The sequence below is a fragment of the Prevotella sp. oral taxon 306 str. F0472 genome, assembly GCF_000257925.1.
GTDB classification, from domain to species: Bacteria; Bacteroidota; Bacteroidia; order Bacteroidales; family Bacteroidaceae; genus Prevotella; species Prevotella vespertina.
Genome location: NZ_AJIN01000058.1, coordinates 56,258 through 83,138, shown reverse-complemented (window position 1 = coordinate 83,138; position 26,881 = coordinate 56,258). Strand labels below are relative to the sequence as shown.

General features: G+C 40.0%; 15 protein-coding genes. 9 read left to right on the top strand and 6 right to left on the bottom strand.

The features are described 5' to 3' along the window. Positions 1-91: 91 nt before the first annotated feature. The 6 genes from porU to rplM all read right to left on the bottom strand — a co-directional run bounded on the left by porU (position 92) and on the right by rplM (position 7,555). The gene (gene porU / locus HMPREF9969_RS08730) at positions 92-3,676 is read right to left on the bottom strand and encodes a type IX secretion system sortase PorU (protein ID WP_009435476.1); all 3,585 of its coding nucleotides are present in this window, start codon (positions 3,674-3,676) and stop codon (positions 92-94) included. Positions 3,677-3,767: 91 nt separating this feature from the next. Continuing rightward, positions 3,768-4,385, bottom strand: a complete 618-nt coding sequence (locus HMPREF9969_RS08725; RefSeq protein ID WP_009435428.1) for a fumarylacetoacetate hydrolase family protein — start codon at positions 4,383-4,385, stop codon at positions 3,768-3,770. Positions 4,386-4,535: 150 nt separating this feature from the next. Further along, positions 4,536-5,534, bottom strand: coding sequence for a translation elongation factor Ts (gene tsf / locus HMPREF9969_RS08720; protein ID WP_009435503.1), 999 nt, complete (start codon positions 5,532-5,534; stop codon positions 4,536-4,538). A gap of 120 nt (positions 5,535-5,654) precedes the next feature. Continuing rightward, positions 5,655-6,470, bottom strand: a complete 816-nt coding sequence (gene rpsB / locus HMPREF9969_RS08715; protein WP_009435436.1) for a 30S ribosomal protein S2 — start codon at positions 6,468-6,470, stop codon at positions 5,655-5,657. Positions 6,471-6,692: 222 nt separating this feature from the next. Further along, a complete protein-coding gene (rpsI, locus tag HMPREF9969_RS08710) occupies positions 6,693-7,079 on the bottom strand; it encodes a 30S ribosomal protein S9 (protein WP_009435516.1) in 387 nt (128 codons plus the stop codon). A gap of 11 nt (positions 7,080-7,090) precedes the next feature. Continuing rightward, on the bottom strand, positions 7,091-7,555 hold the full coding sequence (gene rplM, locus HMPREF9969_RS08705) for a 50S ribosomal protein L13 (RefSeq protein ID WP_009435477.1): 465 nt from the start codon (positions 7,553-7,555) through the stop codon (positions 7,091-7,093). 1,985 nt (positions 7,556-9,540) lie between these two features. On the opposite strand from rplM, the gene HMPREF9969_RS08690 reads away from it, so the two are divergent. From HMPREF9969_RS08690 to HMPREF9969_RS08655, 9 genes are all read left to right on the top strand, one after another. Further along, entirely contained in the window at positions 9,541-10,632 is a 1,092-nt protein-coding gene (locus HMPREF9969_RS08690; protein ID WP_009435505.1) for a lactonase family protein, read from the top strand. 419 nt (positions 10,633-11,051) lie between these two features. Continuing rightward, complete coding sequence (locus HMPREF9969_RS13050) at positions 11,052-11,213, top strand: hypothetical protein (protein WP_009435409.1); 162 nt, start codon at positions 11,052-11,054, stop codon at positions 11,211-11,213. Between the two features lie 67 nt (positions 11,214-11,280). Continuing rightward, positions 11,281-13,581, top strand: a complete 2,301-nt coding sequence (locus HMPREF9969_RS08685; RefSeq protein WP_036895597.1) for a hypothetical protein — start codon at positions 11,281-11,283, stop codon at positions 13,579-13,581. A gap of 204 nt (positions 13,582-13,785) precedes the next feature. Further along, complete coding sequence (locus HMPREF9969_RS08680) at positions 13,786-16,416, top strand: substrate-binding domain-containing protein (RefSeq protein WP_009435445.1); 2,631 nt, start codon at positions 13,786-13,788, stop codon at positions 16,414-16,416. 195 nt (positions 16,417-16,611) lie between these two features. Continuing rightward, on the top strand, positions 16,612-19,665 hold the full coding sequence (locus HMPREF9969_RS08675) for a SusC/RagA family TonB-linked outer membrane protein (protein WP_036895575.1): 3,054 nt from the start codon (positions 16,612-16,614) through the stop codon (positions 19,663-19,665). 23 nt (positions 19,666-19,688) lie between these two features. Further along, positions 19,689-21,344 (top strand): RagB/SusD family nutrient uptake outer membrane protein, encoded by a 1,656-nt coding sequence (locus tag HMPREF9969_RS08670; RefSeq protein WP_009435444.1) that lies wholly within the window; start codon positions 19,689-19,691, stop codon positions 21,342-21,344. Positions 21,345-21,441: 97 nt separating this feature from the next. Next, positions 21,442-22,626: a DUF4960 domain-containing protein gene (locus tag HMPREF9969_RS08665; protein ID WP_009435523.1), complete on the top strand. Its 1,185-nt coding sequence runs from the start codon at positions 21,442-21,444 to the stop codon at positions 22,624-22,626. 175 nt (positions 22,627-22,801) lie between these two features. After that, positions 22,802-25,084 carry a LamG-like jellyroll fold domain-containing protein gene (locus HMPREF9969_RS08660; RefSeq protein ID WP_232212665.1) on the top strand — a complete coding sequence of 761 codons (2,283 nt, stop codon included), beginning with the start codon at positions 22,802-22,804 and terminating at the stop codon, positions 25,082-25,084. A gap of 66 nt (positions 25,085-25,150) precedes the next feature. Then, positions 25,151-26,842, top strand: coding sequence for a DUF4980 domain-containing protein (locus HMPREF9969_RS08655; RefSeq protein ID WP_036895574.1), 1,692 nt, complete (start codon positions 25,151-25,153; stop codon positions 26,840-26,842). Positions 26,843-26,881 lie beyond the last annotated feature (39 nt).

Here is a 26,881-nt window from a genome sequence, read left to right as displayed (position 1 = left end):
CTTGAATTGCTTATGGAATATTGCTATATAAAGAATCCATGATGCAGCTAGTTTGCCAGCTTACATCATGGATTAAAACGTCTTACTTATGTTACTTATTGTCTAAAACAATGAGTTTCTTAGCCTTTGACACCTTTGTTGCACCATCACAACTGAGGCGAACTCGATAGAGATAGACGCCTGTTTGCAATCGTGTTCCATTATCTACTATCAGGTTCCAGTTGGTTGAGATGGCATTACCTGATGATACGCCTGACTCCACGTGATGCCAGAGTAAGCGTCCACTCATGTCGAATACTTCTATCTCTACATCCACATTCGAACCCATGTAATTATGCGATACGATGAAGGTTGTTTCGTTGTAAGCTGGATTCTTCGATGCACTGACGCTATAGATATCGGGGGCAAGCCCTTTGACTACATTGAAGTGGAGCGTTACTGTTGACGCATTGTTTTGGATGTCCCATGCTCGGAACTGCAAGGTGTGTGGTCCTTCTGATAGTTCGGGTAGACTGTATCCCGTTGTGCCCGAAGTATAACTGCCGAAATCATAACGGAAGTTATCATTGAGGAGGTAGGTTTGTGTCAATTTACCATCTATGCACAACTGCATATCATGACCAATCCCATTGCCAGACGCATTGATTCCGTCCTTGTCGGTTATCTGTGCAACAAAGTATGGTGTGCTATTCACCTTGCCTCCGTCGACAAAAGAAGGAGAATTGAGGTAAGCGTAGATAGATGGTCCGATAGAGTCATTATAGACTACTTCTGACCCATCAATATTGAATCTATCTTCATATCCTTGCGCCATGAGAGAATGGTCTTCGTTGATAGCAGAGAAGTTCATCAAGCCCGTACCTGATGTATAGTTGATGTCACGAGGTACAGCGAAAGTAAGTGCAAACTCGCCATTGCGCACACTATCCGTACCATTGTAAAGCGTCTTCAGTCGGTCGTAATAGGTGAAGGCTACGTCGGCAGACTGGTCTTGTTTCTTGCATGTTACGAGTTCTTTGGTATCTCTTACGACCGCCGTGATGAGTCCATTGAAGTTCGTTTGCTTATTACCATCCTTTGTGATAGAGCCTTTCACCTTCACGATTGAGCCACCTTTAATAAGGATAGTATTACCAGTATTAACCGCCTGACCATTGATTGACTCTACGTTCACTTGTAGCTTTGGGAGGTTGAGGGCTAAAGCTGGATCACCTAAGAGGGCATATTGCAGTTTGTTTGGTGTAAGGTCTCTACTAGAGTTGATTAGCTCGCACTTTGCGAGTCGTTGCGCCTCACCGAGTGTGGTAGGCTTTCCGTTTGTAAGACTTAGCACATGCTTTAAGAAGGCAGTATTGATAGCCTTGTTATAATAAGTATATACTGTATGAGTCGTTCCCCAGAATGCTACCGAACCCCCTTTGCTATTCAACATAGCCGCTTCACCAATAGTTGGAATCACACCATCATACGGCATAATATCACAACTGGCAGTAATCCATAACGGAAGATTTGTATTGGAGAAGTTCTTGAAGTCAACAAGACGGAGTACTGCTTCATGTGAAATCTGATCTTCTTTACCATGCCCAGCATAATCCATTATCAATGCTCCTTGTGCTTGCTGTTGCTTGATAAGCGCACTAGCTTCTGGGTAGGTGTTCCCTGTAGCAGTAGAGATTCGAGGGTAAGCATCCCACATCACCTTCTTTATTTGATAAGCAGGGTAGGCGGATGATACCGATTCCGCAGTTTCATTCACATCGCGCATGTGGATATTATTATTGCCATCATCCCCCATGAACATAAGTACATTTTCCCAGCTTCCTCCATTCTTATTTAATGCGTAATTAATCGTCTTGTCAACAAGCGTCTTCGCATCAATAGCATTGGTAACAGGGAATCGTCCTACACCAAGATCCTCCTTATCTCGACGTAGAAGGTCAGCTCCTTCACCATCATCCATCAGCGTGAACCATCCGTCATTAATATAACAGTCTGTCTCACTAAATGAGTTCTCACTCTCGTAAGCAAGTAGGTAATCATCTGGATTCAATAGACGGCAAGAGCTGGTGTTCATGCGATTATCCCATACACAATCACCAAAGAGCAAGAGTGACTGGGGCATGGTCTGTGCATTTGTAGCACGATCATATAACATCTTCATGTAACGTCGGTAAGCCATTGCATCAGGTGTTCCACTAGAGAACTCGTTGTATAGTTCGTCAGCAGGGACAACTCGTACAGAGATGTTATCATGTGTTCTGTGGAAATCAGCTAGGCGCTCAGCTTGTTGTAAGAGCTTCTGACTTGTTGGGATGATAATCACCATATTGACAGGCTCATCGGCATGATGATCTTGATTGGTGATATTATATACATACTCTGGAGTTGGGAATGATGTACTCAGTGAAGGTGCTGGGGCAGGCGTTGGATAGGTCATTGTGAGATAATCGAGCCTTGTTGGACCACCTGAGATCGTCGTGAGTCGGATGCTATCTACACTTTGGAGGTTTGATACAGCATAATCTCTGATAACCTCATAACCTTTATCAAAGGAGTCACCAGGTGCAATATGTATCTCACCGAGTTCTCTTCCGTTGGCTTCCACCTTAATGGTTGATGTGTAGTCACCTGTTGTCACAGCAACAGTCAAGATACCTGTGCTGGCTTTTGCCTTATTCTTTAAAGTGAAGACCTTGCCCTCATTTAATTTTAATGGAGTCTCTTCAAAGAGATTACGACCACCATTAAACCAACTGAAGTTATCTACCTCGTGCAATGAATGGTAGTCATTTGCTGATGGATAAAAGCTATTTAAGAAGGTTGTACTATCTGATATGGATGCTGGATTACCTGCGTTATCTTCTGTAAGGAAGTAATATCCGTAATCAGAATAGGGATTGCGAGTGCGTCGAGTGGCTGAATTGCTATCCCAACTAACAGAACCTTTAGCATAGAATAGTCTCTTACCATGGCTTGTATAGGTTGGAACCTCTTTCAAATCATCATGCGATATGATATAATTAGCTGTCAGTTCTTCATCTTGGAGATGCCCACCATAGCCATAGATTTTCACCTTATCTAAATTGGTGAAGCCAGCTCGTCGAATCAAGTCATTACTTAATTGATACACACCATCAGCTGGGACACGTATCTTTGCCCATTTGCCAGTAGATAAGACGGAATGTTTAGCATAACGATTGGATACCTCTGAAGTCGTAAGCCCACCAGCTCTAGTACTCATCATAGATCTCATACCTCTCTTAGCATTCAACGACTTCGGACGTGATGTGAGTGCTATCATAAAGCTAACAAGGAACTGTTTCTTGCCATCACGTTCTACGATAGGTGTTAAAGAGAACTCTAACACACCCTTTTTACGCTCGACCGTCATCTGTTGGTGTATCTCTGGCAATGTTGGAGGTACTTGCTTTGTGAGAGAATTATAATGTTGTATGTCCTCAGGGCTCATGTTTATGAACTCTGGATAGCGTATCTCTAGCTCATAGATAGAGTCCGTATAATTCTCTCCAACGGGAATAGCGTAATGGAAATGAGGTAAGAGTGAGTCAATCGTAACATCTTCAACTGTTAGATTGAAGAATCGTTTCTGTTGTGCACTCATCGTTATACAGCTCAACAGAAGTATGAGGGAAAGAATAGTTATTCGTTTCGTCATTGACTTAATAATTCTTTTTGATGATTGTAGGGGACTTATTATAAGTTACTCAATCCTTATGCTTTGTTTTGATAAATAGCTTTTATACCTTTTACTTACAATGAAGATCCAGTACCTTACGTTCTTCTATATATCCTTCAAGGCGGTCGTTGATATGTACAGGGAATCCACTAGTAGGACAACCAGTATAAATAAGGTCTCCAGTCTTTAGTGTGAAAAACCGACTAATATAGCTTATGATTTTATCCACCTTATAGATCATATCGCTCGTACATCCTTCTTGCTTTGTTTCCCCATTGACATCAAGGTGAAAGCGAAGACGTTGAATATCCAAGAACTTATCTTTTGAAACCCATTCGCCTAGTGCAGCAGCTCCATCGAAACTCTTACTCATATCCCAAGGAAGTCCCTGCTGGCTCAGTTTCCTTAGTAAGTCACGTGCCGTAAAGTCGATACCCACTGTTACAGCATCATAATATCGAGAGGCAAAACGCTCGGATATAGACTTACCCAAACGGCAAACTCTTACAACGATTTCAGCTTCATATTCTATAGTTCCTAACTCATCTGGAATGAAGAAAGGCTTCCTATCTTTCAATAGAGAAGAGTCTGCTTTAGTAAAGATAACAGGATCATCTTGTTTCAATAACGGCTCATTTAGTGCTTTATTGTATCCGACATAATTCATGCCGACTGCAAATATTTTCATATCTTATCTTGCTTATCTCATCCACAACCATTAATCCCATCAATATGGACAGTCATGATTCTGATGAGCTAATAATCTAAAAAAGAGTTGCAGGAGCCTGATGGCTTTCCTACAACTCCTTGCTTATTTTGCTTTAACGATATACGTTGATTAGTCTGCAGAGAGTGTGAAACGCTTGTAAGCAACGATCTTCAAATCCTTACCTTGAGCCTTAAGCCACTCGCCAACGCTCTGCTTATCACCATCACCAAATTGGAACTCTTGATCAACCAAACAGTTCTCTTTGAAGAACTTGTTCAAACGACCCTTAGCAATGTTTTGAATCATTCCCTCGTTGAGGTTAGCGGCTTTCTCTGCACCAACAGTCTTACGAATCTCAATCGCCTTGTCAGCTTCCTCACGGGTCAACCAACCCTTGTTGATGTTTGACTCGATGTGATCATCACTATCAACCAAGTTTGCGTTGATACCAGCTTTCTTAATAGCTGCTACAACAGCCTTTTCAACCTGCTCTTCCTTTGTCTTCTCAACAGCCACCTTGAACTCTTCATCCTTTACAGATTGTGGTACAGAAGCTTCATCCAAAGCAACTGGTTTCATTGCTGCTACCTGCATCGCAATCTTGTGACCAGCGTCCTCGTTATTCTCATTGAGCTGAACCATAGTCGCAAGGGTATGCTTGTTCATGTGATCATAAACAGATACATTCTCACCCTCTAGGAAGTTATAACCATCAAGCTCCATCTTCTCGCCAGTTACACCAGAGCGCTGTTGAACAGCAGTAGCTACATCTTCTCCGTTAGCAAGCTTTAATGCCTTAACCTCATCGAGGCTCTGGCACTTGTTTGCCACAGCAGCATCCAAAATCTCTTGAACCAATGCAATGAAGTCCTTACCATTAGCCACGAAGTCGGTCTCGCACTTAACAGCAATCATAGCAGAAAAGCCATCAACCTGCTTTACAAGCACACAACCATTAGATGTCTCACGATCAGAACGCTTAGCCGCAATTGCTAAACCACGCTCACGAAGCAATTCTTTTGCTTTGTCGAAGTCGCCTTCAGCCTCTGTGAGAGCCTTCTTTACATCTGCTAAACCTGCGCCAGTCATAGCGCGGAGCTTCTTGATATCTTCAATAGATACAGCCATTTTTGTTTTTCCTTTCTAATATTATTAAATAATGTGGGCGTTGATGAGAGATGATGAACCTATATCTCAAAAGATACAAGAGTTCATTAGCACTCACCAGCGCCCACTATGTTTCATTTTTTACTCAGCAATTGGTGCTTCGTTCTTAGCTTTTGGAGCTTCTTCTGTTTTACGAGCAGAACGCTTTGGCTTAGCCTCTGGTGCTACTTCAGACTGCTCTGCATTAGCCTTCTCATCGGCCTTTTCAGCCTTACGCTCTGTAAGACCTTCAGCAATAGCCTCACAGCAAGCACCAAGGATTGCTGCTACTGAATCCTTTGCATCATCGTTTGCTGGAATAACATAATCGATGTTCTTAGGATCAGAGTTAGTATCAACAATACCGAATACAGGAATGCCCAAGCGATTAGCCTCCTTAACGGCAATGTGCTCTTTCATTACATCTACAACGAAGAGTGCAGATGGCAAGCGAGTCAAGTCAGCGATAGAACCAAGGTTCTTCTCGAGCTTTGCACGCTGGCGAGAGATTTGGAGCAATTCACGCTTAGAGAGGTTAGAGAATGTTCCGTCGTTCATCAACTTGTCGATGTTCGTCATTTTCTTAACTGCCTTACGGATTGTAGGGAAGTTGGTCAGCATACCACCGGCCCAACGTTCATTAACGTATGGCATATTAACAGATGCAGCTTTCTCAGCTACAACTTCCTTAGCTTGTTTTTTAGTAGCGACAAACAAAATCTTCTTTCCACTCTTAGCAATGCCCTTGAGTGCTTCTGCGGCTTCATCAACTTTAGCCACTGTCTTGTGAAGATCGATGATGTGGATACCATTGCGCTCCATGAAGATATAAGGCGCCATTGCTGGATTCCACTTACGACGGAGGTGGCCAAAGTGGCATCCTGCCTCCAATAACTGGTCAAAATTTGTTCTTGACATGTTGTTTTGTTTTTACTTGTTTACTTTCTTTTTAATTCTTTCTTGACGAATAAGCTTCGTCAGGCTTGTTAGAATCAATCAATGAGTAGTCCCCCGATAAAGGAATCTCATTAATTTAGATACTAAACTCTTTTTCTTTGATCTTCGACCTTTTATGTCTTTAATACGAACATACTAAATGTACATATAAATTCTCAAGATTATAAAGACCAAAGAAAAATATTAACGCTTACTGAACTGGAAGTGAGCACGAGCCTTTGGCTGACCTGGCTTCTTACGCTCAACAGAGCGACTATCACGAGTCAAGAAACCTTGAGCTTTCAATGCCTTCTTATCTTCTGCGTTAACCTTTACCAATGCACGCGCAATAGCAAGACGCAATGCCTGGCTCTGACCTGTAAAGCCACCACCATCGAGGTTAGCCTTAATGTCATACTGACCCTCTACACCGAGCAACTGCAGTGGTTGTTTAACCACGTATTGCAGGATAGCTGATGGGAAGAATTCAGTTAAATCTTTCTTGTTAATTGTGATCTTACCGGTGCCCTCTGAGAGGTAAACACGAGCGACTGCGCTCTTACGGCGACCAATTGCATTAATTACTTCCATCTTTCTCCTTATTATTTATACTGGTTAATATCAATTGCCTTTGGCTTCTGTGCCTCGAGACCGTTGAGCTCTGTACCGTCGATAACATAAAGGTTATCCAGCAAATGACGACCTAGAGGACCCTTTGGTAACATACCCTTTACGGCGTGACGAATCATCTTGTCAATACCATTCTTGCGAGCACGAAGCTGTGCTGGAGTATTGAAACGCTGACCACCTGGGTAACCAGTATAACGTGTGTAAACCTTATCTGTCTCCTTCTTGCCAGAGAATACAACCTTAGCTGCATTGATAATGATTACATTGTCACCACAATCTACGTGTGGAGTGAAAGTTGGCTTGTACTTTCCGCGAAGTAACTTAGCTACTTTAGAGCAAAGGCGACCTACAATCTGATCGCTCGCGTCAATAACGACCCACTCTTTCTTAGCTGTTTCCTTATTAACGGAAATAGTCTTGTAACTTAAAGTGTCCATTTTAAAAAATTAATAATTTTACTACTAAAAAACGTTTTCTATTTCACGAACATGCTTTGCCTAACCATGTCGCCCGGCCAAAGACAACACTATTAACATGATTCGTATGGGGCTCTAAGAGTACCCCTATAATAATCGGACTGCAAAGGTAATTGTTTTCTACCTTATATATATGATTTCCTATAACCATTCTGTGTTATTTACGATTATTTAACCAATCATCCTCTTCTTGTCCTCCCCAATCATAAGAAATCGTGCTTTTTTTATCATCATAATAATAAAAATACTCTTGTTATAATGCTTTCTCATCTTCAAAAATGTTTATTTTAAGACCACTAAAATTATTATAATGAAAAGCAGGGCAAAGTGAGGTTTTAGTGCTATAAGGATAAGGTTTTTAGTGCAAGGAATGGTTTTTAGCACAAAAAAGAACTGGTTTGAGTGCTAAATAATATAAGGTTTTGAGAGGGAGGATTATAGTTTTGGAATCGAATATATTTGTTTTTCAAAGGATGGGAATCCGAGATCTCTATTAGGAGGATATTGCAAAATCGCATAAAGAGAGGGGCATGTTTTGTTATTGCTTTTATAATGTGAATGTTTTTGGTAAGTGTTTTTTACACAGTTTTGCACTCTAACAGAAGGGGTTAATGTGAGGTTATAAAGCCCTCGCCAGGGGTAATTATCCCCTCTCTTCGAGGCTATAATCTTCAAAAAAGCCCGATTTCATCGAGGTAGATGAGTAGACAAAGCCTCCCCAAGCCCCTCCGAAAAGAGGGGATGTGTGCCCACAACGTGTCTACTCAAAAATCAAAGTTCAAAACTATGATTACTTTTCGATTACTGGAGTAATAACTATAGTAATAAACACGTTAGCTTGCATGCTAATTACCCGTTATTATTGTACGCCTCTTGCGTGAAAGGGCTCCCCTCCTTTCGGAGGGGTCGGGGGAGGCTTTTTCATGTTACACGTTACGCATTACACGTTACATTTTATACCTCACACGTTAATAAGGGGATAAAAATTGTAGAATTTAAGGGCAAAAAAAGGCATAATAAGACGAATAGTAGTAAAATGTAGATTTTTAAGGTAAATAAATTATAAATTAAAATATAAATAAAATTATTATTATATATAATATATATATTATATATAATAATAAACTTTCTCTCCCCCTGCCCCTGCATATTACCATCATCAAAAATGTAACGTGTAACGTGTAACGGTGTAACATGGGAAGCCTCCCCAAGCCCCTCCGAAAGGAGGGGATGTCCTATTTGCTGAAGATTTGTAATAATATCTTTTGTTTCCTCCTCTGAGCGAATTGAACTCCCCTCCTTTCGGAGGGGTCGGGGGAGGCTTTTTTTCACTCGTAAATGCGAAAACTGTGTTTGTGTATTATGCTGATTATTAGTTAGTTATCAGTGTTTGCGTCATTTTGTTGAGCACTAACACCTCCTCGTTACCCTCATTTTCTTGCTTCCTTCTTCGATTCTTCGTATCTTTGCATTGATGATTAAAAACCATTGACCTGTAACTTGTTAAACGAAAAATCCAGCGTTATGATTACTAAGATAATCCAAAAAATAAAATTCCAAAATCAATATAATGATTCCCTCGAGTTAGCGAATTTGCTAGTCGACGAATTGTTCGTAAAGGTGCTCTGTGCTTTCTCTTGCCTCTTGCGATACTCCGTGTATGAAGGCGAACTTTTTAACGCTGGATTAAAGAAATCTGCATTGAAGTGCTGGAATCCGTTTCGACGGAAGGTGCTGAACGAACAGATTTGTCTCGAACCATTTAAACCCTTTTTAATAAAGTTCTATTCATTTTTTTTAAAATCTGCGCCATGAAGTCAAAAAAGTAAAAAAGCCGAATCTTTCTAGAACTTTTCCTTACTTTTGCAGGCGTTCGGAGATTCTGTATGGCATTGCTAGATAGCGTTCTCTGAATAACAAAACAAACACCTATAAACATTTATTCAATGAAAACAAAAGCTATTTTATTGGGACTTACATTGGCTCTTATCCCTGGTCTGAATAGAGCTGAAAACGGCATTAAGATGGTTGTTGGTACTTATACTGACGCAGGAAGTAAGGGTTTATATTCCTTCTCTTTTGATGATTCTAATGGCTCTGCAAAGGAACTCAGCTCGTTAAAAGTCGATAATCCTTCTTATTTCACCTTTAGCAAGAATGGGCGTTTTATTTATGCTGTAAGCGAGAAAAACAATGCCACAGCAGCACTTAATGCCATCAGCTTTGACCCTGTGAAGGGCGACTTAGGATTGATGAACTCTCAACTGACGCATGGCGCAGATCCATGTTATGTTGATACTGACGGAAAGATTGCGCTCACGGCAAATTATTCGAGTGGTACAATTTCTGTATTCCCTATCTTAAAAAACGGCACGTTGGATAAGTCACTTCTTATGGTAAGTAGTAAAAAAGGCGGACCTAACAAGACGCGTCAGAATACGCCTCATGCCCATTGTGCTATCTTTGCCCCTGATGGTTATATTCTTTCAACAGACTTTAGTGGGGATCGGATACTTAGCTTCTATTATGATAAGGATAAGAAAAAACTTGAAGATCACGGCATAGCCGCTCATCTGAAAGCTGGTTCTGGACCTCGTCATATCACCTTCTCTCCCAATGGTAAATATGCTTATCTTATGAGTGAATTGTCAGGGAAAGTGACGGTGTTCACTTATGAAGAAGGAAAGTTGAAGGAAATCCAAACGCTAGTGGCTGATGATGCACGTGCGCAAGGAGGTGCAGATATTCATGTCAGCCCAGATGGTAAATTTGTTTATGCTAGTACACGCCTAAAAGGGGATGGAATCACGATCTTCCGTGTGAATGGCAATGGAACGCTAACGCGAGTAGGCAAACAATCAACGGGCAAACATCCCCGTAATTTTGCCATCACGCCCAATGGTAAATTCCTCCTTGTGGCTTGTCGTGATGCTAACAAAATTCAAGTTTTTTCACGAGACAAGAATACTGGTATGCTCAAGAATACGAACCAGGATATCCATCTGAGTCATCCTGTTTGTGTAAGATTCTATAATTAAAATTTTACTAACTATTGTCAATACTTCATACAATCCTTTCCCTCTCTTCTCAACCTTCAATCTAACTTTAAATGCTCAAGAACCTCACAATTCTCAGTAATATAACCTCGTGTCAAAGTATAGACAAATATTTACATTTTAAGTCTTATTTACTTATAACGAATCAAGAGGAATGATATTCATTATAGTTAAAATATTAAAATTGTTCTCGTTAACACATTGTTATTGTGCGATTTATAGTTAACTTTGCATCCGTTTTGGAAGACTATTTTTCAAGAGTGTAAAACCACTATTGTTTTATTCACGACAATTAACTTCGATAATTTTAGATTGTATAACAAATTATAAACCATAATTTTGGAGTTCAACGTCCTCAGTAATATTAAGGTGAGGAAACTCCGTTTAGTGATTATTTTGATATGAAGAAGAAAGATTATGTAAAGCCTAACGCACAGGTGTTAAGCCTTTACACTGACGAGTTTATGGAGGGTGGATTCCATGCACAAAGTGGTATACATGGTAGTATTGATTCTGGTGAAGATGCAGATGACCCAGAAGAGTCTAACCCAACAGCTTTCTAAAATTTAAAAGACTATTAACGTAATGGGATCAAAGAAATCCCAAGACATAATTAAGTTTAAAAGACAGATGAAGAAATTACTTTATTCGTGCATCGCTTTCTGTACATTGATATTTGCGAGTTGTGCAGACAAGGATGTATCAGAGACAAATGCGACTAATAATGATGGACCTGGTGTAAAGGTTTCTATGGCGATGGAAGGTGAAATGCAGAGTGATGCAGTAGTACACCCCACTAGTCGTGCTATTGGTTATGAAGTAAAGGACAACGGAGGTTTCCCAACCGCTAAAGGTCTTTACAATGGTGTTGGAGCAAGTGCGCACGAGCTTACCACAGGCACGAAGGTTCCTGTTATACTTATATTCAAAAGTGACAACGCAAGCCAGCCTGTAACAAAGGTGAAGACAATGTGGACTTACACACAGGGTGGTAAGTTGACTTTGAAATCAAGCGAGACTTTCGAGATGAAAAGTGGTACTAACCTTAGCCAAGGCACATGGTATGTATGTGGTATCTTAGGTGGAGAGTTGGACAACACAAATAGTAATGTTAAGTTCGATGGCTTCGTTGGAGATTATACACCTACAACAAGTGGAAGCAAGACAACCTTTGGCGCAGAAATCCCTTACGTCTTCGGTTGGCGTAAGTTGGAAACTAACCAAGCAAAGAAAACAATTAAGGCAAATGTTCCTGTTCGTTTCAAGCAATTTGGTTCTATCGTACGCTTGAAGGTGACTAACAATACTGGTTTCGGCTTTAAGTATGATGGTGTCCGTATCATCACAAGTAACATTCTCGTTGGTCAGTTCGACCTAAGCTCATTTGATAATGTAGCAACTTCAGACCTTGCTGATACACAAGATGGCGTCCTCAATGATGCGACATCAAATGATTATAAGAAGGTATTCAAGGCATTTAATTTCACTCAGCGTGCTATTACTGATGCTAAGATAACAAGCTTGGCTTCAACAAATAAATTCAGCATACACAATGACCTTAGCTATTACGATTATAAGTTCAATGACTTCGTATCGCTTGCAAATGGTGGTTCTGACAAAGGTTATGTATACGTTTGGATGGCTCCTAAACAACAGACAATAAATATATACAGCTCTCAAGAGGGAGTTGGTAATCCTGTTGAGACAAAACAAATCTCTAAGACACAGTTCATGTTGATGGCAATACCAACAGAGACAAGTGCAGGAAACAAGGTTGTACCAACATCTATCAATATGATACCTGCTTATGGTACACGTGCTGATTATGTGTCTGGTAGAAACTATCCAGCTAAGGGAAGTGTTGTATATAACTTCCCTCCATTGAGCTATATTGCTAAACACGATAACTTCGGTACTGATGCTGAACTTTCAAGTGATGCTAATCAGGACGTCGCACATACACAACGTTATTCATATAGTGAGATAGAGACTAACGTTAATAACCCTTCAAAGGTTCCTGCTGGTTATATGTTTGCACACCACGAATATTGGCGTAGTATTCTTCCACAATTCTATGGATTCTCTGGATTCCGTAATAATGGAAATACATATAACTGCTCTATGGGCATCGTATCACCAGCAAGATTACCAGGTTGGAATGGAACGAAACTTGTATTCCAATCTTACTCTAAGGGTGTAAGAGATAGCCAAGGAAATCTAATAGCTTATATGATTGGTTTGTCAAAACAACCAAGCTATATAAGCAATACAGGTGAAGGACAAGCTTACCAAGGTTATGCCAAGAATCCTCTAACAAGAGCAAGTTCTGGTGTTTTCGAATCAGCACCATGGATTGACAAGAATGACTATCGTTATGTTATGCGCTGGGAAGACAAGAATGGCAATGCAATCCTTAAACAGCGTTATCTTGGTCCACGCTTTGTTCTTGATATGGATGATATTGCTAACGAAGACTTCTGGGCTAAACCAATTACTGGTACATATCCAAATGATGTAGAACGTATCGTTCCTTACGCAGGTATATATGATGTTGCATCAACTAAAGACCCTTCAAAACCTGCCAGTTCAAATGAAGGACAAACATGGTGGTACTTTAATGCTAACACTATTGGTAAGTGTGCACAATATTGGACACCAGATGATGCACCAGCTGGTGGACGTTATGCAACTCAAGCTCCTGGTGGTGGTGCAATGCAAGATAATGCCCACAAAGCACCAAAGTTGTCTGTAACATTTAGATATTCAGTTGTTGCCGACGATATAAGTGGATTCTTCAACTGTTATCTTTACACACGTACGCCATTAGATCAAGATCATAAGAAGTCTTATGTTAACGACTCACGATTTGTTGAAGGTCTCATCATGAAGGCTCCTATCCGTTTGTGGAAGACAATTCCATACGCTGACTAATACAGAAACATTATATGATAAAGGTATCGGCAATGTCCTTCAAAGGATGTTGTCGATATTTTTTTTGTGTGTAAGACTATTTATTTGAAGTACTGGTTTCTATGAAAGACGAATAAATGAATAACATTTGCGTATATAGAAGAAAGGGTGTCTCTTTGTAAATTTTTGTACCTCTATAATATAATGTTTAAGATCTGAATTTATATGAGACAATACATTTGGATGATTCTTCTTGCCCTTCTTCTCACTAATTGCACAGATAATAATGGGAAGAAATATGTTATTGGTGTTTCACAATGTTCGGGAGATATATGGCGTAATAAGTTGAATAACGAACTAGTGATGAGCACTTATCAACATGATAATGTGAGTTTGAAGTTTGCATCAGCCAATGATAACGATCGCTTACAAACTAAGCAAATTAATCAATTCATCAATGAAGGCGTTGATCTTCTTATAGTCTCTCCTAACCAAGTACATACAATCTCTGCCGTTATTGATAAAGCATACGACAAAGGTATACCTGTTATTCTTTTCGATCGGAAGACAGATTCTAAGAAATATACAGCCTTTATAGGGGCGGATAACTATGAGGCTGGACACGAAATAGGCCATTTCATCGCTCAACAACTTGAGGGGAAAGGCAATATAGTAGAGATTTGTGGATTGAAGGCATCATCGCCCGCCATAGAACGTGATCGTGGTTTCATGGATGCACTAAAGGATTATTCAGGGGTAAAAGTGATTGCTCGTAAGCATGGAGATTGGGTAAAAGAGAGTGGTGTAATGGCTATGGACAGTATACTCACACAAGCACAAGAGCCTATCCAATATGTCTTCGCACAAAATGATCGTATGGGCTTGGGAGCTTTGCAAGCCATTAGGAAACATGGGGCAAAGGGGATAAAGATAGTCGGAATAGATGCTCTTCCTGTTCCAGGAGGTGGTATGGAGAATGTGCGGGATGGTAATTTAGAAGCTTCTTATATCTATCCTACTCGTGGTGATGCCGTTATGCAATTGGCATTGAATATCCTTGAGAAGAAGCCTTATAAGCGTGATAACTATCTAAAAGGTGCATTAGTGACAAAGGCAAATGCTAATGTTCTTCTTATGCAAAATGAAGAGATGATTAAGCAAACTGCTCGTCTCAATGCACTTCATGGGAAAGTGGATACTTATTTAGTGCAATATAATCATCAAAAGATGTATATTGTGCTTTTTAGCATAATCCTTCTCTTGCTGATAGGTATTATGGTTTATATCTATCGAACCATCCTTATGAAGCGAAGAATAGAGGAAGAAGCCAACAAAGCAAAACTTCAGTTTTTTACAAATATAAGTCATGAATTGCGTACACCACTTACGTTGATAGCTGACCCTGTGAACTATATTATTCATGATGATAACCTTAATTTACAACAACGAAATATGCTTCAGATAGTACAACGTAATGTGCTTGTCTTGACACAATTGGTTAATGAAATTCTAGACTTCCGTAAAGTTCAAAATGGAAAGATGGAGCTTCGCCTCTCTGACTTTAATCTTACAGAGAATATGAAGCAATGGATTAAACTATTCAATACATCTGCACAGAAAAAGCATATTATCATCAGTATGGATGCCTCTGAAAAAATAATGCTCAGAGCAGACCATGATAAGATAGAGCGTATCTGTTATAACCTTCTTAGTAATGCTTTGAAATATACATCGGAGGGTGGGAATATTCTTTTCAAAGCCATCGAAAAAGATGGACACGTCACCATTAGTGTGACAGACAATGGTTGTGGTATAGCCTCTGACGAACTAGCTTATATCTTTAACCGATTTTATCAAGCCAAAAATTCAGGTCGTGGGACGGGTATTGGGTTGGCTATTGTGAAAGCTTTCACAGAGTTACATCACGGAGAGGTGAGTGTCAAAAGTGAGATAGGAAAAGGTAGTACATTTACTATCAATATTCCTCGTTGGCAAGAGGGAAAAGTGACAGAACAATCAACCGATTCTATTGAACAGGTGGTTGACTACACCGAAACGCAAGAGATTCCTAATCAGGCACGACATATTGATGACCTTATTCAGCTTTATCAGACTGATAAACCAGAGGTGTTGATCATTGATGATAATAATGACATTCGTACTTACCTAAGAACTGTGTTGTCTGAGAGTTATAATGTGAGCGAAGCAAGTGATGGAAAGAGTGGGTTAGAATTGGCAAGAAGGATTGTTCCAGACATAATTCTGTCGGATATTATGATGCCCATAATGGATGGTTTGGAGTTTTGTCAAGAACTCAAGACAGACAAGGCCATCAGTCATATTCCTGTCATTTTACTTACAGCACGTAATCTAGACGAACAACGTGCAGAAGGTTATGAACATGGGGCAGATGCCTATATAGCCAAACCTTTCTCTTTACGACTGCTTCTTTCACGCATTGAGAATCTTATAGAAAGTAGGAAGAAGCTAAGTCAAGTACTATCAAAAGGCGTTGAGGACGATCAAATCGGTAATTTATCGAATGAAACGGACAGGTCTTTCCTCAAACAATTACGAAAGATTATACAAGAGAATCTTGCAAATAGTGATTTAAGTGTAGAGCAGATTGGCGATGAAATCGGACTTTCTCGTGTACAGCTTTATCGGAAAGTAAAGGCTCTTACTGGTAATTCTCCTGTAGAAATCGTACGTAAAGCCCGTCTCACTCGTGCTCGCCATCTCCTTCAAACGACTGAACGTACGGTGTCAGAGATAGCATATTCTGTAGGATTCTCCACTCCTAGCTATTTTTCTAAATGTTATAAGGAGGAGTTTGGAGAGAATCCGAAGAAATGAGGAGGAAATACTTACTTTTTTCTTGGATTTAAATAAAAGGATTTTCGTTAAGAACGTACATTTTTATCAATTATCAACTCTAGGTAACATTTGTTATATAGAGAGAACGATAATTGCACATGTTTTTTATCTTCAAATAGTAGTTTTGCGTCAGAATTCATAAATCCAAAATTACTAACATCAATCATTTTCTTAATGGAAAGAATAAGGAAAATCGTTTTGAGTGCAGTACTTCTTATGTTCTGTTCTATCATTTATGCACAGAACAAGATTACTGCAAGTGGTACCATAGTCGATGAGACTGGCGCACCTGTCATTGGTGCCACTATCATGGAAAAAGGTACAGCCAATGGAACTGTAACAGACATTGACGGTAACTTTAGTTTAAAAGCCAACGAGGGGTCTCCACTCACTATCTCTTACATTGGTTATTCAACTATTGAAGCAAAAGCCTCATCAAAGATGAATATTAAGCTGAAGCAAGAGGCCAATGAATTGAATGAAGTAATTGTTACAGGTTATACTACTCAACGTAAAGCCGATCTTACTGGTGCTGTTGCTGTTATGGACATGAAGGGTGCAATGAGTAAGTCTGAACCGAACATGCTTAGTTCTATGCAAGGTAAATTAGCTGGTGTGAACATTGTCACAGATGCAGCACCTGGTGGAGGTAGTTCCTCAATCCATGTTCGTGGTATGAGTACTATCAACGCATCAAATCCTCTTTACATCATTGATGGTGTGGCAACTAGTGAAAACCTAAACTCTTTAAACCCTGCAGATATCGAGAGCATTCAGGTATTAAAAGATGCTTCTTCAGCCTCTATCTATGGTAGTCGTGCCGCAAATGGCGTTATTATCATTACTACAAAGAAAGGTAAGGGTAATCGTTTAATGGTAAACGTTGATTATAGTGCATCACTTCAGACTATCGCAAAGACTTATAAAATGATGAATGCTGAGCAGTGGGGGCAAGCTTACTGGACGGCTAATAAGAACGCAGGTCTTCATCCATCTCATCCTTTCTATGGTGCTGGTAATGAGCCTAAACTCGTTGAGTATCTTGATGCTGAGCATAAGATAAAGGCTTCTAATACTAATTGGCAAGATGAAGTTTATTCACCTGCTTGGACTCATAACCTTAGTGCAAGCGTTCAGAATTCATCGGAGAAAGGCTCAATGCTCTTCAGTGCAAACTATATTAAACAGAATGGTTTGATAGACAAAACTTTCTATCGTCGCTATAGTGTTCGCCTCAACTCAGACTATAATATATCTAAATATGTGAAGTTAGGAGAGAACCTTATGGTTAGCCAATGGTCAAATCTTGGAGTTGCAACGAATGCTGACCGTGGTATTCCTTATACCGCAATGCGTCAACACCCTGCTATCCCCGTTTACGATGCAGATGGTAGATTCGCTTCTCCAATGAAGTTGGCTAATTCTGATATTGCCAACCCATTACAGGAGATTTACAATGCTCGTGATAATGAGAATGATAGCTGGCGTATCTTTGGTAATGGTTATTTGGAGATATATCCAATCAAGGGTCTATCTTTAAAGACGAACTTAGGATACGAACACATACAATACAAAAATCAGACTTTAGGTCGTAGAATTTTAGCAAGTGACAATAATAGTGTAGATCGTGGTTATGGCGAAGGTAATACTTTCACATGGACGAACACAGCAAACTATTTACTCGATATTAACGATCGTCATCATTTCAACTTCCTTCTAGGTACTGAGTTCATCAAATACTCATTTGATGGTTTTAGTGCTTTCCGTAATGGATATGCCTTTGAGGATGCCGACTATATGGTGCTAGATGCTGGTGAGGGAACACAAACTAATGGTGGAAACAAGAGTGAATGGGCGTTATTCTCTCTTTTTGGAAAGGTTGATTACAACTTCATGGATCGTTATCTTTTCAGTGCAACATTACGTCGTGACCAAACATCACGCCTCTTTAAGAACAACAACTCTGGTGTCTTTCCTGCGTTCTCTGCAGCTTGGCGTGTTTCTGAAGAGAAGTTCTTTCACAAAAACGACTTTTTAAACGATCTTAAATTACGTATCGCATGGGGACAGAATGGTAACTCTGCCATTGATTCTCCTTATGCTTATTACACCACATACGCTTACAATCTTGGTAATGGTAGTTATGACCTTAATGGCACGGGTAAAGATGTAGTTGGTGGTATGACCGTTAAGCGTATGGGTAACAAAGATCTTAAATGGGAGACTACCACACAGACCAACCTTGGTTTTGATGCTCTTCTTTTTAAGAACACCCTCTCACTATCATTCGATTACTATTGGAAGAAAACCTGCGATATGATTACCATCCCTCCAACGTTGGCTGTTGCTGGTGAGAATGCACAGTACTACATGAACACTGGAGACATGGATAATCATGGTTGGGAATTGAACCTCGCTTACCATTCAGCACAGCATGGTGACTGGCAATGGAATGGTTCTTTGAATATATCTCATTACAAGAATAAGGTAACTAGACTTAACGATAAAGTGGAATCTATGGGTGGTGACTATCGTATCATAGAGGGTCAACCAATGGGAGTTTACTATGGTTATGTTTGTGATGGTATTTTCAAAACAGCAGAAGAAGTCGCTAACCATGCTGTATACGCTGATGGTATAAAACAAGTTGGACATCTTAAGTTCCGAAACCTAGATGGAAACGATGTTATCAATGAGGCTGATCGTACTATCATAGGTGACCCTAACCCAGACTTATCTCTTGGTTTGAACCTCAATGCAAACTATAAGAACTGGTCACTAGATATGTTCTTCTCTGGCGACTTTGGATTTGATATCTATAACACAACTAAGCGTCAGTTAGAGTTTATGAGCTATGGTGGTGTTAGCACAAATCGTAGTACAGATGTCCTCAATGCATGGAGTGTAAGCAATCCTAATGCTTCTATTCCTGCAATCTCTGTCGCAGATAACAGTAATGATGTACGTATGAGCAATTACTTCCTAGAGGATGGCTCTTACTTGAAACTGAAGTATATAAAGCTTTCATATAACTTTGGAAGCAATGTGTTAAAAGCACTTCACGTATCAAACTTAAGCATATATGGTCAGGTAGAGAACATCTTTACTATCACAGGGTATAAGGGTCTCGATCCAGAAGTACCACTCGGGGCTTATGGATCACGTATTGACAATGGTCCATATCCACGTTCAAGAACCTTCACATTAGGCGTAAACTTGACATTCTAAAGTAACTAAATAGATTAAAAGAAATGAAAGTTATATATAATAAAATAGCCTTGGGCGTAGCTATGCTAGCTCTATCTCTCACAGTTGTATCTTGTAATGATGCATTGGATTTAGCACCAAAAGGCGAGATTACGAAAGAACAACTCAATGATAATAGTGTTGAGTCTCTTTTATCTGCGGCATACGCTGGACTTGAATGTCACTTCTTTGGTAACAATGAGAGCTTTGCTGGTCCTATTACAAACTGGGTCTTTGATGTTCGTTCTGATGATGCTTACAAAGGAGGTGGTGGTATCTCTATGGAGGGGAATATTCATCAGTTAGAAGTAAGTAATATATCATCTGACAACCCAACCTGCCTTTTCAAATGGGAGAATAACTACTATGCAATTTCTCGTGTACACAAAGCTATGAATGCTATCAAGGATTCAAAGCTATCTGATGCAGAGAAGAGTGAGCTGTTGGGTGAGTTGAAGACACTTCGTGCCTACTTCTATTTTGATCTTAATCGAGTATTCAAGAACATCGCTTACTTCGATGAGACAGAAGATCCGAATGGTAAGACAAATACAGAGTTTACCAAGGCTCAAATCTATGAGAAGATTGAGAATGATTTGAAAGACGCTGTCGCCGTACTACCAGAGAACTCTATTCAGGTGGGACGTGTTAACAAGTTTGTTGCTGCATCCATCCTCGCAAAGGTCTATGCGCAGACTGATGACTACACAAATACACTGACTTATGCGAACATGGTAATCAATAGTGGGAAGTATCAGTTGTATGATAACTTTAGCGATATGAGTAAGATAGCTTACAATAATAAGAAGGAGTCTATATTTGCTATTCAGTTCTCAACAGCAAATAACAACGCACATATCAATTGGAACAACCTATTGAACACAACTTATAGTGATGGTAATCTATTCGGGAATGGCGATGATTTCTTCCTTGCAAGCCAGAATCTTGTCAACGCCTTCCGCACAGATGCAAACGGATTACCTTATCTTGACGGAACATTCAATAATGTTAAACTAACAGACGATTATACAGACAACATAGATCCACGCCTCGACTTTACTGTAGGACGTATTGGTTTCCCATTCCGTGGACATATTTACAACGATAAATGGTGTCGTGCAAAGGATATCTACGGAGAGTATTCTGGTAAGAAAGGGCTCATCGATCCTTCTTCGCCTGATATGGTCAAAGGGTTTCCATGGGGTGCAAGTTCTTTGAACTTCATGCTTATTCGCTATGCAGATATTCTTCTTCTAAAAGCAGAAGCTGAAATAGAATTGAACCAAAACCTTGATGATGCACGTAATATAATCAATCAGATTCGTCAGAAAGCAGCTCGCTCTGTCGACGCAAGCTATAGTCCAGTAGACCTTGACCCTAACAAGGCTAGCTATTATGTCGGACTCTATCCAGCAACTGGTTGGACACAAGATTATGCTCGTAAGGCTGTACGTATGGAGCGTCGACTCGAATTAGCAATGGAAGGACAGCGTTGGTTCGACCTCATTCGTTGGAACATAGTCGTTCCTACTGTCAATACTTATATGCAAAGTGAGGCACAACTCCGTCCTTACTATACGGGTTGTAGTATAACAGAGAATGAGGTTTATCTTCCAGCACCAGTATCTGAAATAGATAATTCACACGGACTCTATAAGTAAAAGGTGGTAAAGGAACGAAAGTAGTCTCTTTCTTTCCTATAACCTCAATCGATACTTCATAATGATTAAAAGAAATCTAACTAAACATCGTAACAAAATGAAAAAGATATATTTAAGTCTTGTCACTGCACTCATCGTTGGTATGGGATTTAGCTCATGTTCTGATGTAGACATTCCTTCTGCAGTTACTTCTGAGAAGGTTAGTGATCTCAATGCTGATGTCGCAGGGCGTAACGTTACACTCAAATGGATAAATCCGACAGGAGCAATTGGTGTTAACTTGTATAAGACTGATGCACTTGGCGAGCATTTACTCATTGGCAAGGATAGTCTTTTCACAAGCTATCTTGACAAGCATGTAGCTATTAACCAGGATTTAATCTACACGGTTAAGGCACGCTATGTAGATGGTCGTGTATCTGATGGACAATCTGTCACAAAGAATGTAGCTTATACTGCAAATGCGAAGGTGGGCTATCTCATTCCTTATAATAGTGTGAATGATATCGAAGATGATGATGAGAAGGCTGCAGCTACATGGTTTCAAAAGACTTATCCGAATGGCGTTATCCTCACACCAGCTGACCTAGATAACCTATATCCTGATGAGTATAGTATGATTTGGATTCAGATTGACCGCATTGGATTAGCTAAGGGATGGAATAATCTACCTTCCGAGTTTATTAGCAACAAGGCTATTGCTGCATTGAAACAATATGTACAGGAAGGTGGTAACCTTCTCTTAACAAAGCAAGCGACACAACTCTCTGTTGCAATTGGTAGAATTAGTGAACGTTTTGCACCAGGTATATACAGTGCTGGTACCGGTGGAGTTGGTACAGATAATTGGACCATGCAGGCTGTTATCGGTGCAGGACAATCTGAACCCTACGATCATCGTTCGCATAAGGCATTTGAAGGTCTGACTATTAACCATGATTTCGCACATGAAACATTTGGCTTGGAAGGACCAGGTATGCGCGAAGATCACAACTGTATGTGGGATTTGAATGCCTATGGCTTACCACAGACTTCACCTAATGCGGGTAACGTCGTAAAGGCTTTTGAGGGTGAGACTAATTCAACCGTACTTGCAACATGGGGACACGTAGAGGATTATTGTTGTGCAGGCGTTATTGAGTTCAATCCAACGGCAAACTATGCTGGACGCATTATTGCTATTGGTCTCTCTGCATACGAATGGGAAGAGAACGGAACAACAAACATTTATCAAAATAATATAGAGCGGTTCACAAAGAACTGTATTGATTATTTGAAGTAATTGTTTGTCGACCTTTCTCGATGGTGTTCTACACGTTTGTATAATTTGTTCTACAAGCTTGTAGGGCACAAGAGGTCTTATTGAGCGTTGGTTTTAAACATACATAAAAGTCTTTTCTAACACTAGTTTTGTTGATTTGACACGGAACATATAAATATAATTACGCTATAACGGCATGAATAAATCGGTTATAATTGCTTTATTAGTCTCTATTGTGGGAGGAAACACAGCTATGGCACAATCGGCTGTACACCTTTCTTTAGATGGTACAGACAATAACATAGAATGGAAGGGAGTGCATGCATCAGAGTTTGTAACGGCTGCTATTGGTAAAGGACTACGTACTGATGGTTACTCAACATACGGAATTGCCACCACAGATATGTCGCACGTGGATAGAAAGAAGGTTAGTTTCTCTCTTTGGTGTGCGATGGAGACTTATCCGATGATGAATGCTCAGGAGGCTGAGGTCAATCCTACTTTTGCGACTATTGCTGGCGACTATGATGTAATAGAGAAGAAAGGATTTGCTTTTCAGGTGTCATCACAAGGCGACTGGCGTTTCGTCTGTTCAGCCAATGGATGGGAAACCATAGTAAAAGCGCAAGGTAAACTTCCTTGTTATTGCTGGAATCATCTCGTTGCAACGATAGATAGAGATAAGCGTAAGCTCACACTTTATAACAACGGTAAGCAGGTAGCACAGAGGAATATTAATAATGACTTTATGCCTGGTTCTGGTAAGGTCTATATCGGAAAGTCAAATGAAGAACAGAAGTTTGGACCATTCAATATCAATACATTTAATGGTATCATAGATGATATCGACATATACAATAAAGTGTTGACTGCCGACGAAATGGGTACAAAGGATGGACAAGTAATGTTCCCTGTATCTGTTAGTAGATTTGCTGATAGCCAACTCCGACCAACCTTCCATGGTATGCCTACTGCTAATTGGACGAATGAGACACATGGGTTGATTTACTATAATGGTAAGTATCACCTATTCTTTCAGAAGAATGCCAATGGACCTTATATGGCACGTTTGCATTGGGGACATCTGTCAAGTACGAACCTTGTAGATTGGAATGAGGAACAAATTGCAATTGCTCCCAGTGAAACTTATGATATAAAAGGGTGTTGGAGTGGTGCGCTAATGATGGTTAATGGTAAGCCTAATGTTATTTATACAGGTGTTGATAATGTTAAGGCACGTATGATTCAAGCTACACCAAATGATGACGAACTCATCAATTGGACAAAAAAGGGCGTTATCATCGATGGTAGACCGCAAGGTCTTAGTGACGACATCCGCGATCCTTATTACTTTGAAGCCAATGGAGAGAAGTATATCATTGTAGGAAGTTCGAAGAATGGCATCGGTGCTTGCACGCTACATCACTTTGTAAATGGAAGCTGGAGTAATGATGGTAAGATCTTCTTTCATGGTAATAATGCTACAACAGACGGCACTTTCTGGGAAATGCCAACGCTAACAAAGATGGGAAACAAGTGGCTCTTTACTATAACTCCACAAGGAACAGGTGCGGGGGTTCGTACACTTTACTGGGTCGGAAGTATCAATGCGGATGGGTCATTTAATCCTGATAACCAAACCCCACGTCAGTTAGAACTTGAAGGGACTAGTCATGATGGATATGGACTTTTATCCCCTAGTTTCATGCAAAAGGATGGGAAGACTATTCTCATGGGTATTGTTCCAGATAAATTGTCATCAGAAGATAACTATAAGATGGGGTGGGCACATACTTATAGCTTCCCTCGTGAGGTGACACTATCGACTGATGGCATTCTAAAACAGAAGCCTTATGATGTTGCACTGGCTAGTCTCCGATTCGGACAAAGAGTTACTAAGACCAATCTCCAACTAAACGGAACGGAATCATTAGCCCCTGTTGACGGACGAGCATTTATGGTGAATGGCACATTTTCTGCTAATAATGTTGCCTTTGGAGTACAGTTCCTTGATGGTGCAAAGGTTATTATCGATCCTAACGACAATAGTGTTAGCGTGAATGTAGCTGCTATATCTCGAATAACCAACGACAACGGGACATATAACGGAGTATATAAAGGCTATTTAGCAACCAATATTAAGAATACAGATGTGAAACTTTGTGCACTCTTCGACCATAGTATTCTTGACGTATTCATCAATGATAGTTATGCTTTCTCGGTACGACTCTTTCCTACAAGCACTACTGCTAACGACGTTAGTATCTTCTCGAATGGTACAACAATAGTAAAGAACCTTCAAGCAGTTACCATTATCAATGAAGAAACAACGGGTATAAACCTACCAACAAAGCAGGTTAAAAGACAAGACAATGCCGTCTTTAACTTACAAGGAGAGTATGTGGGGACAAGCATTGAGGGCTCTCAACTATCTCGTGGCATTTACATACAAAACGGAAAGAAACATATCATTAGATAGTTGTTATTATCGATAAAACTCCTATCTTTGTCCATTAGAAGTCAAAATAACTATACATAACCTGCAATGAAAAGAAAGTTAATGACATGGGCTATATGCCTTTTTACAAGTACTACGCTTATGCATGCACAATCATTTTTAAGTCAGAACCACGCCATTAAGCGTGTTATTACATCGGATAAGTACATTCTTCTACCAGTGGAAGAGGATGAGCATAATGCGCATATTCGTGTTATCAAGGATAACCAAGTTGTGAAAGAGTTTAATTGTAAGCTCGCCATCAATAAAACTGATTATAGTGTTCCACTCGATATCAGTGAGTATGGTGGTGATGTATTGCTCGATATCCAATTCACGGGAGATAAACGTAGTATTGGACTAATAAAGGACTTTGCTTGTTGGAAGGATATAAAATTGTCGAGCGTATTCGATACTAAGAATCGTGAGAAGTTCCGTCCTATCTATCATCACACTCCAGCTTATGGATGGATGAACGACCCTAATGGTATGTTTTATAAGGATGGTGTATGGCATCTGTACTATCAATACAATCCATATGGTTCTCAGTGGGAGAATATGACATGGGCACATAGCACGTCTACTGACCTCATGCACTGGGAAAATCAAGGTGAAGTTATACAACCTGATGCGCTTGGAACTATCTTTAGTGGTAATAGTGTTGTTGACAAGGAGAATACGGCTGGTTTTGGTAAAGATGTTGTGATAGCCTTTTATACATCTGCTGGTAATGCCCAAACACAAAGTATTGCGTATAGTACAGACAATGGAATGAGCTTTAAGAAGTATGCCAACAACCCAATAATCACCAGTGATGTGCCTGACTTCCGTGATCCAAAGGTCTTTTGGAATGATGATTTAAACCAATGGAATCTTATTCTTGCATCTGGACAACAAATGAATATCTATAGTTCTAAGAACTTGAAGGACTGGAAGTATGAGAGTTGTTTTGGTGAGGAATATGGTAATCATGGTGGTGTCTGGGAGTGTCCTGACCTGTTGAAGATAGGTGATAAATGGGTTCTTATTTGTAATATCAATCCAGGAGGACCCTTTGGAGGAAGTGCGACACAATACTTTGTTGGAACATTCGATGGTCATAAGTTCACTTGTGAATCAAAGCCAGAGGTGACAAAGTGGATGGATTATGGTAAAGATCATTATGCCACGGTATCGTTTAGTAATGCTCCTAATGGTCGAATTGTCGTTCTTCCATGGATGAGTAATTGGCAATATGCTAATCAAGTGCCCACTCAACAGTTTCGTTCAGCCAATGGCTTGCCTCGAGATGTGAGCCTTTATAATTATAATGGTGAAGAGTATGTTAGTGTTAAACCCTCTCCAGAGGTCTTAAATGCCTTCGAACAGAAAGCATCTGGACGTTTCCAAATGGCATCTTATCTTGAAGTAACCAATATCAAGAGCAATGCTTCTATTGTATTGAGCAATGATAAAGACGAATATGTGACAATGGTTTATGATGGAAAGAATGGTACATTTAGTATGGATCGCACACAGAGTGGACTTACAGAGTTCCATAATGACTTCAAATCAAAGACCATTGCGCCCACCAATGGAACTATCAAAGGTATGCAGATATTTGTTGATCGTTGTAGTATTGAAGCCTTTGATATAGACGGGAAGGTCGCAATGAGTAATCTTGTATTCCCTTCTAAGCCTTATGATAAGATTGTGGCTAAGGGATGTAAGGTGAAGGTTCATGCATTAAAGGATGAATAGTTAGAAGGGAGGAAAGGTTGAAGAATTCGTTTATTGACT

Bases quoted from the DNA above. Each gene is read 5' to 3' on its own strand.
- porU (WP_009435476.1), bottom strand. From the start codon at position 3,676: ATGACGAAACGAATAACTATTCTTTCCCTCATACTTCTGTTGAGCTGT.
- HMPREF9969_RS08725 (WP_009435428.1), bottom strand. From the start codon at position 4,385: ATGAAAATATTTGCAGTCGGCATGAATTATGTCGGATACAATAAAGCA.
- tsf (WP_009435503.1), bottom strand. From the start codon at position 5,534: ATGGCTGTATCTATTGAAGATATCAAGAAGCTCCGCGCTATGACTGGC.
- rpsB (WP_009435436.1), bottom strand. From the start codon at position 6,470: ATGTCAAGAACAAATTTTGACCAGTTATTGGAGGCAGGATGCCACTTT.
- rpsI (WP_009435516.1), bottom strand. From the start codon at position 7,079: ATGGAAGTAATTAATGCAATTGGTCGCCGTAAGAGCGCAGTCGCTCGT.
- rplM (WP_009435477.1), bottom strand. From the start codon at position 7,555: ATGGACACTTTAAGTTACAAGACTATTTCCGTTAATAAGGAAACAGCT.
- HMPREF9969_RS08690 (WP_009435505.1), top strand. From the start codon at position 9,541: ATGAAAACAAAAGCTATTTTATTGGGACTTACATTGGCTCTTATCCCT.
- HMPREF9969_RS13050 (WP_009435409.1), top strand. From the start codon at position 11,052: ATGAAGAAGAAAGATTATGTAAAGCCTAACGCACAGGTGTTAAGCCTT.
- HMPREF9969_RS08685 (WP_036895597.1), top strand. From the start codon at position 11,281: ATGAAGAAATTACTTTATTCGTGCATCGCTTTCTGTACATTGATATTT.
- HMPREF9969_RS08680 (WP_009435445.1), top strand. From the start codon at position 13,786: ATGAGACAATACATTTGGATGATTCTTCTTGCCCTTCTTCTCACTAAT.
- HMPREF9969_RS08675 (WP_036895575.1), top strand. From the start codon at position 16,612: ATGGAAAGAATAAGGAAAATCGTTTTGAGTGCAGTACTTCTTATGTTC.
- HMPREF9969_RS08670 (WP_009435444.1), top strand. From the start codon at position 19,689: ATGAAAGTTATATATAATAAAATAGCCTTGGGCGTAGCTATGCTAGCT.
- HMPREF9969_RS08665 (WP_009435523.1), top strand. From the start codon at position 21,442: ATGAAAAAGATATATTTAAGTCTTGTCACTGCACTCATCGTTGGTATG.
- HMPREF9969_RS08660 (WP_232212665.1), top strand. From the start codon at position 22,802: ATGAATAAATCGGTTATAATTGCTTTATTAGTCTCTATTGTGGGAGGA.
- HMPREF9969_RS08655 (WP_036895574.1), top strand. From the start codon at position 25,151: ATGAAAAGAAAGTTAATGACATGGGCTATATGCCTTTTTACAAGTACT.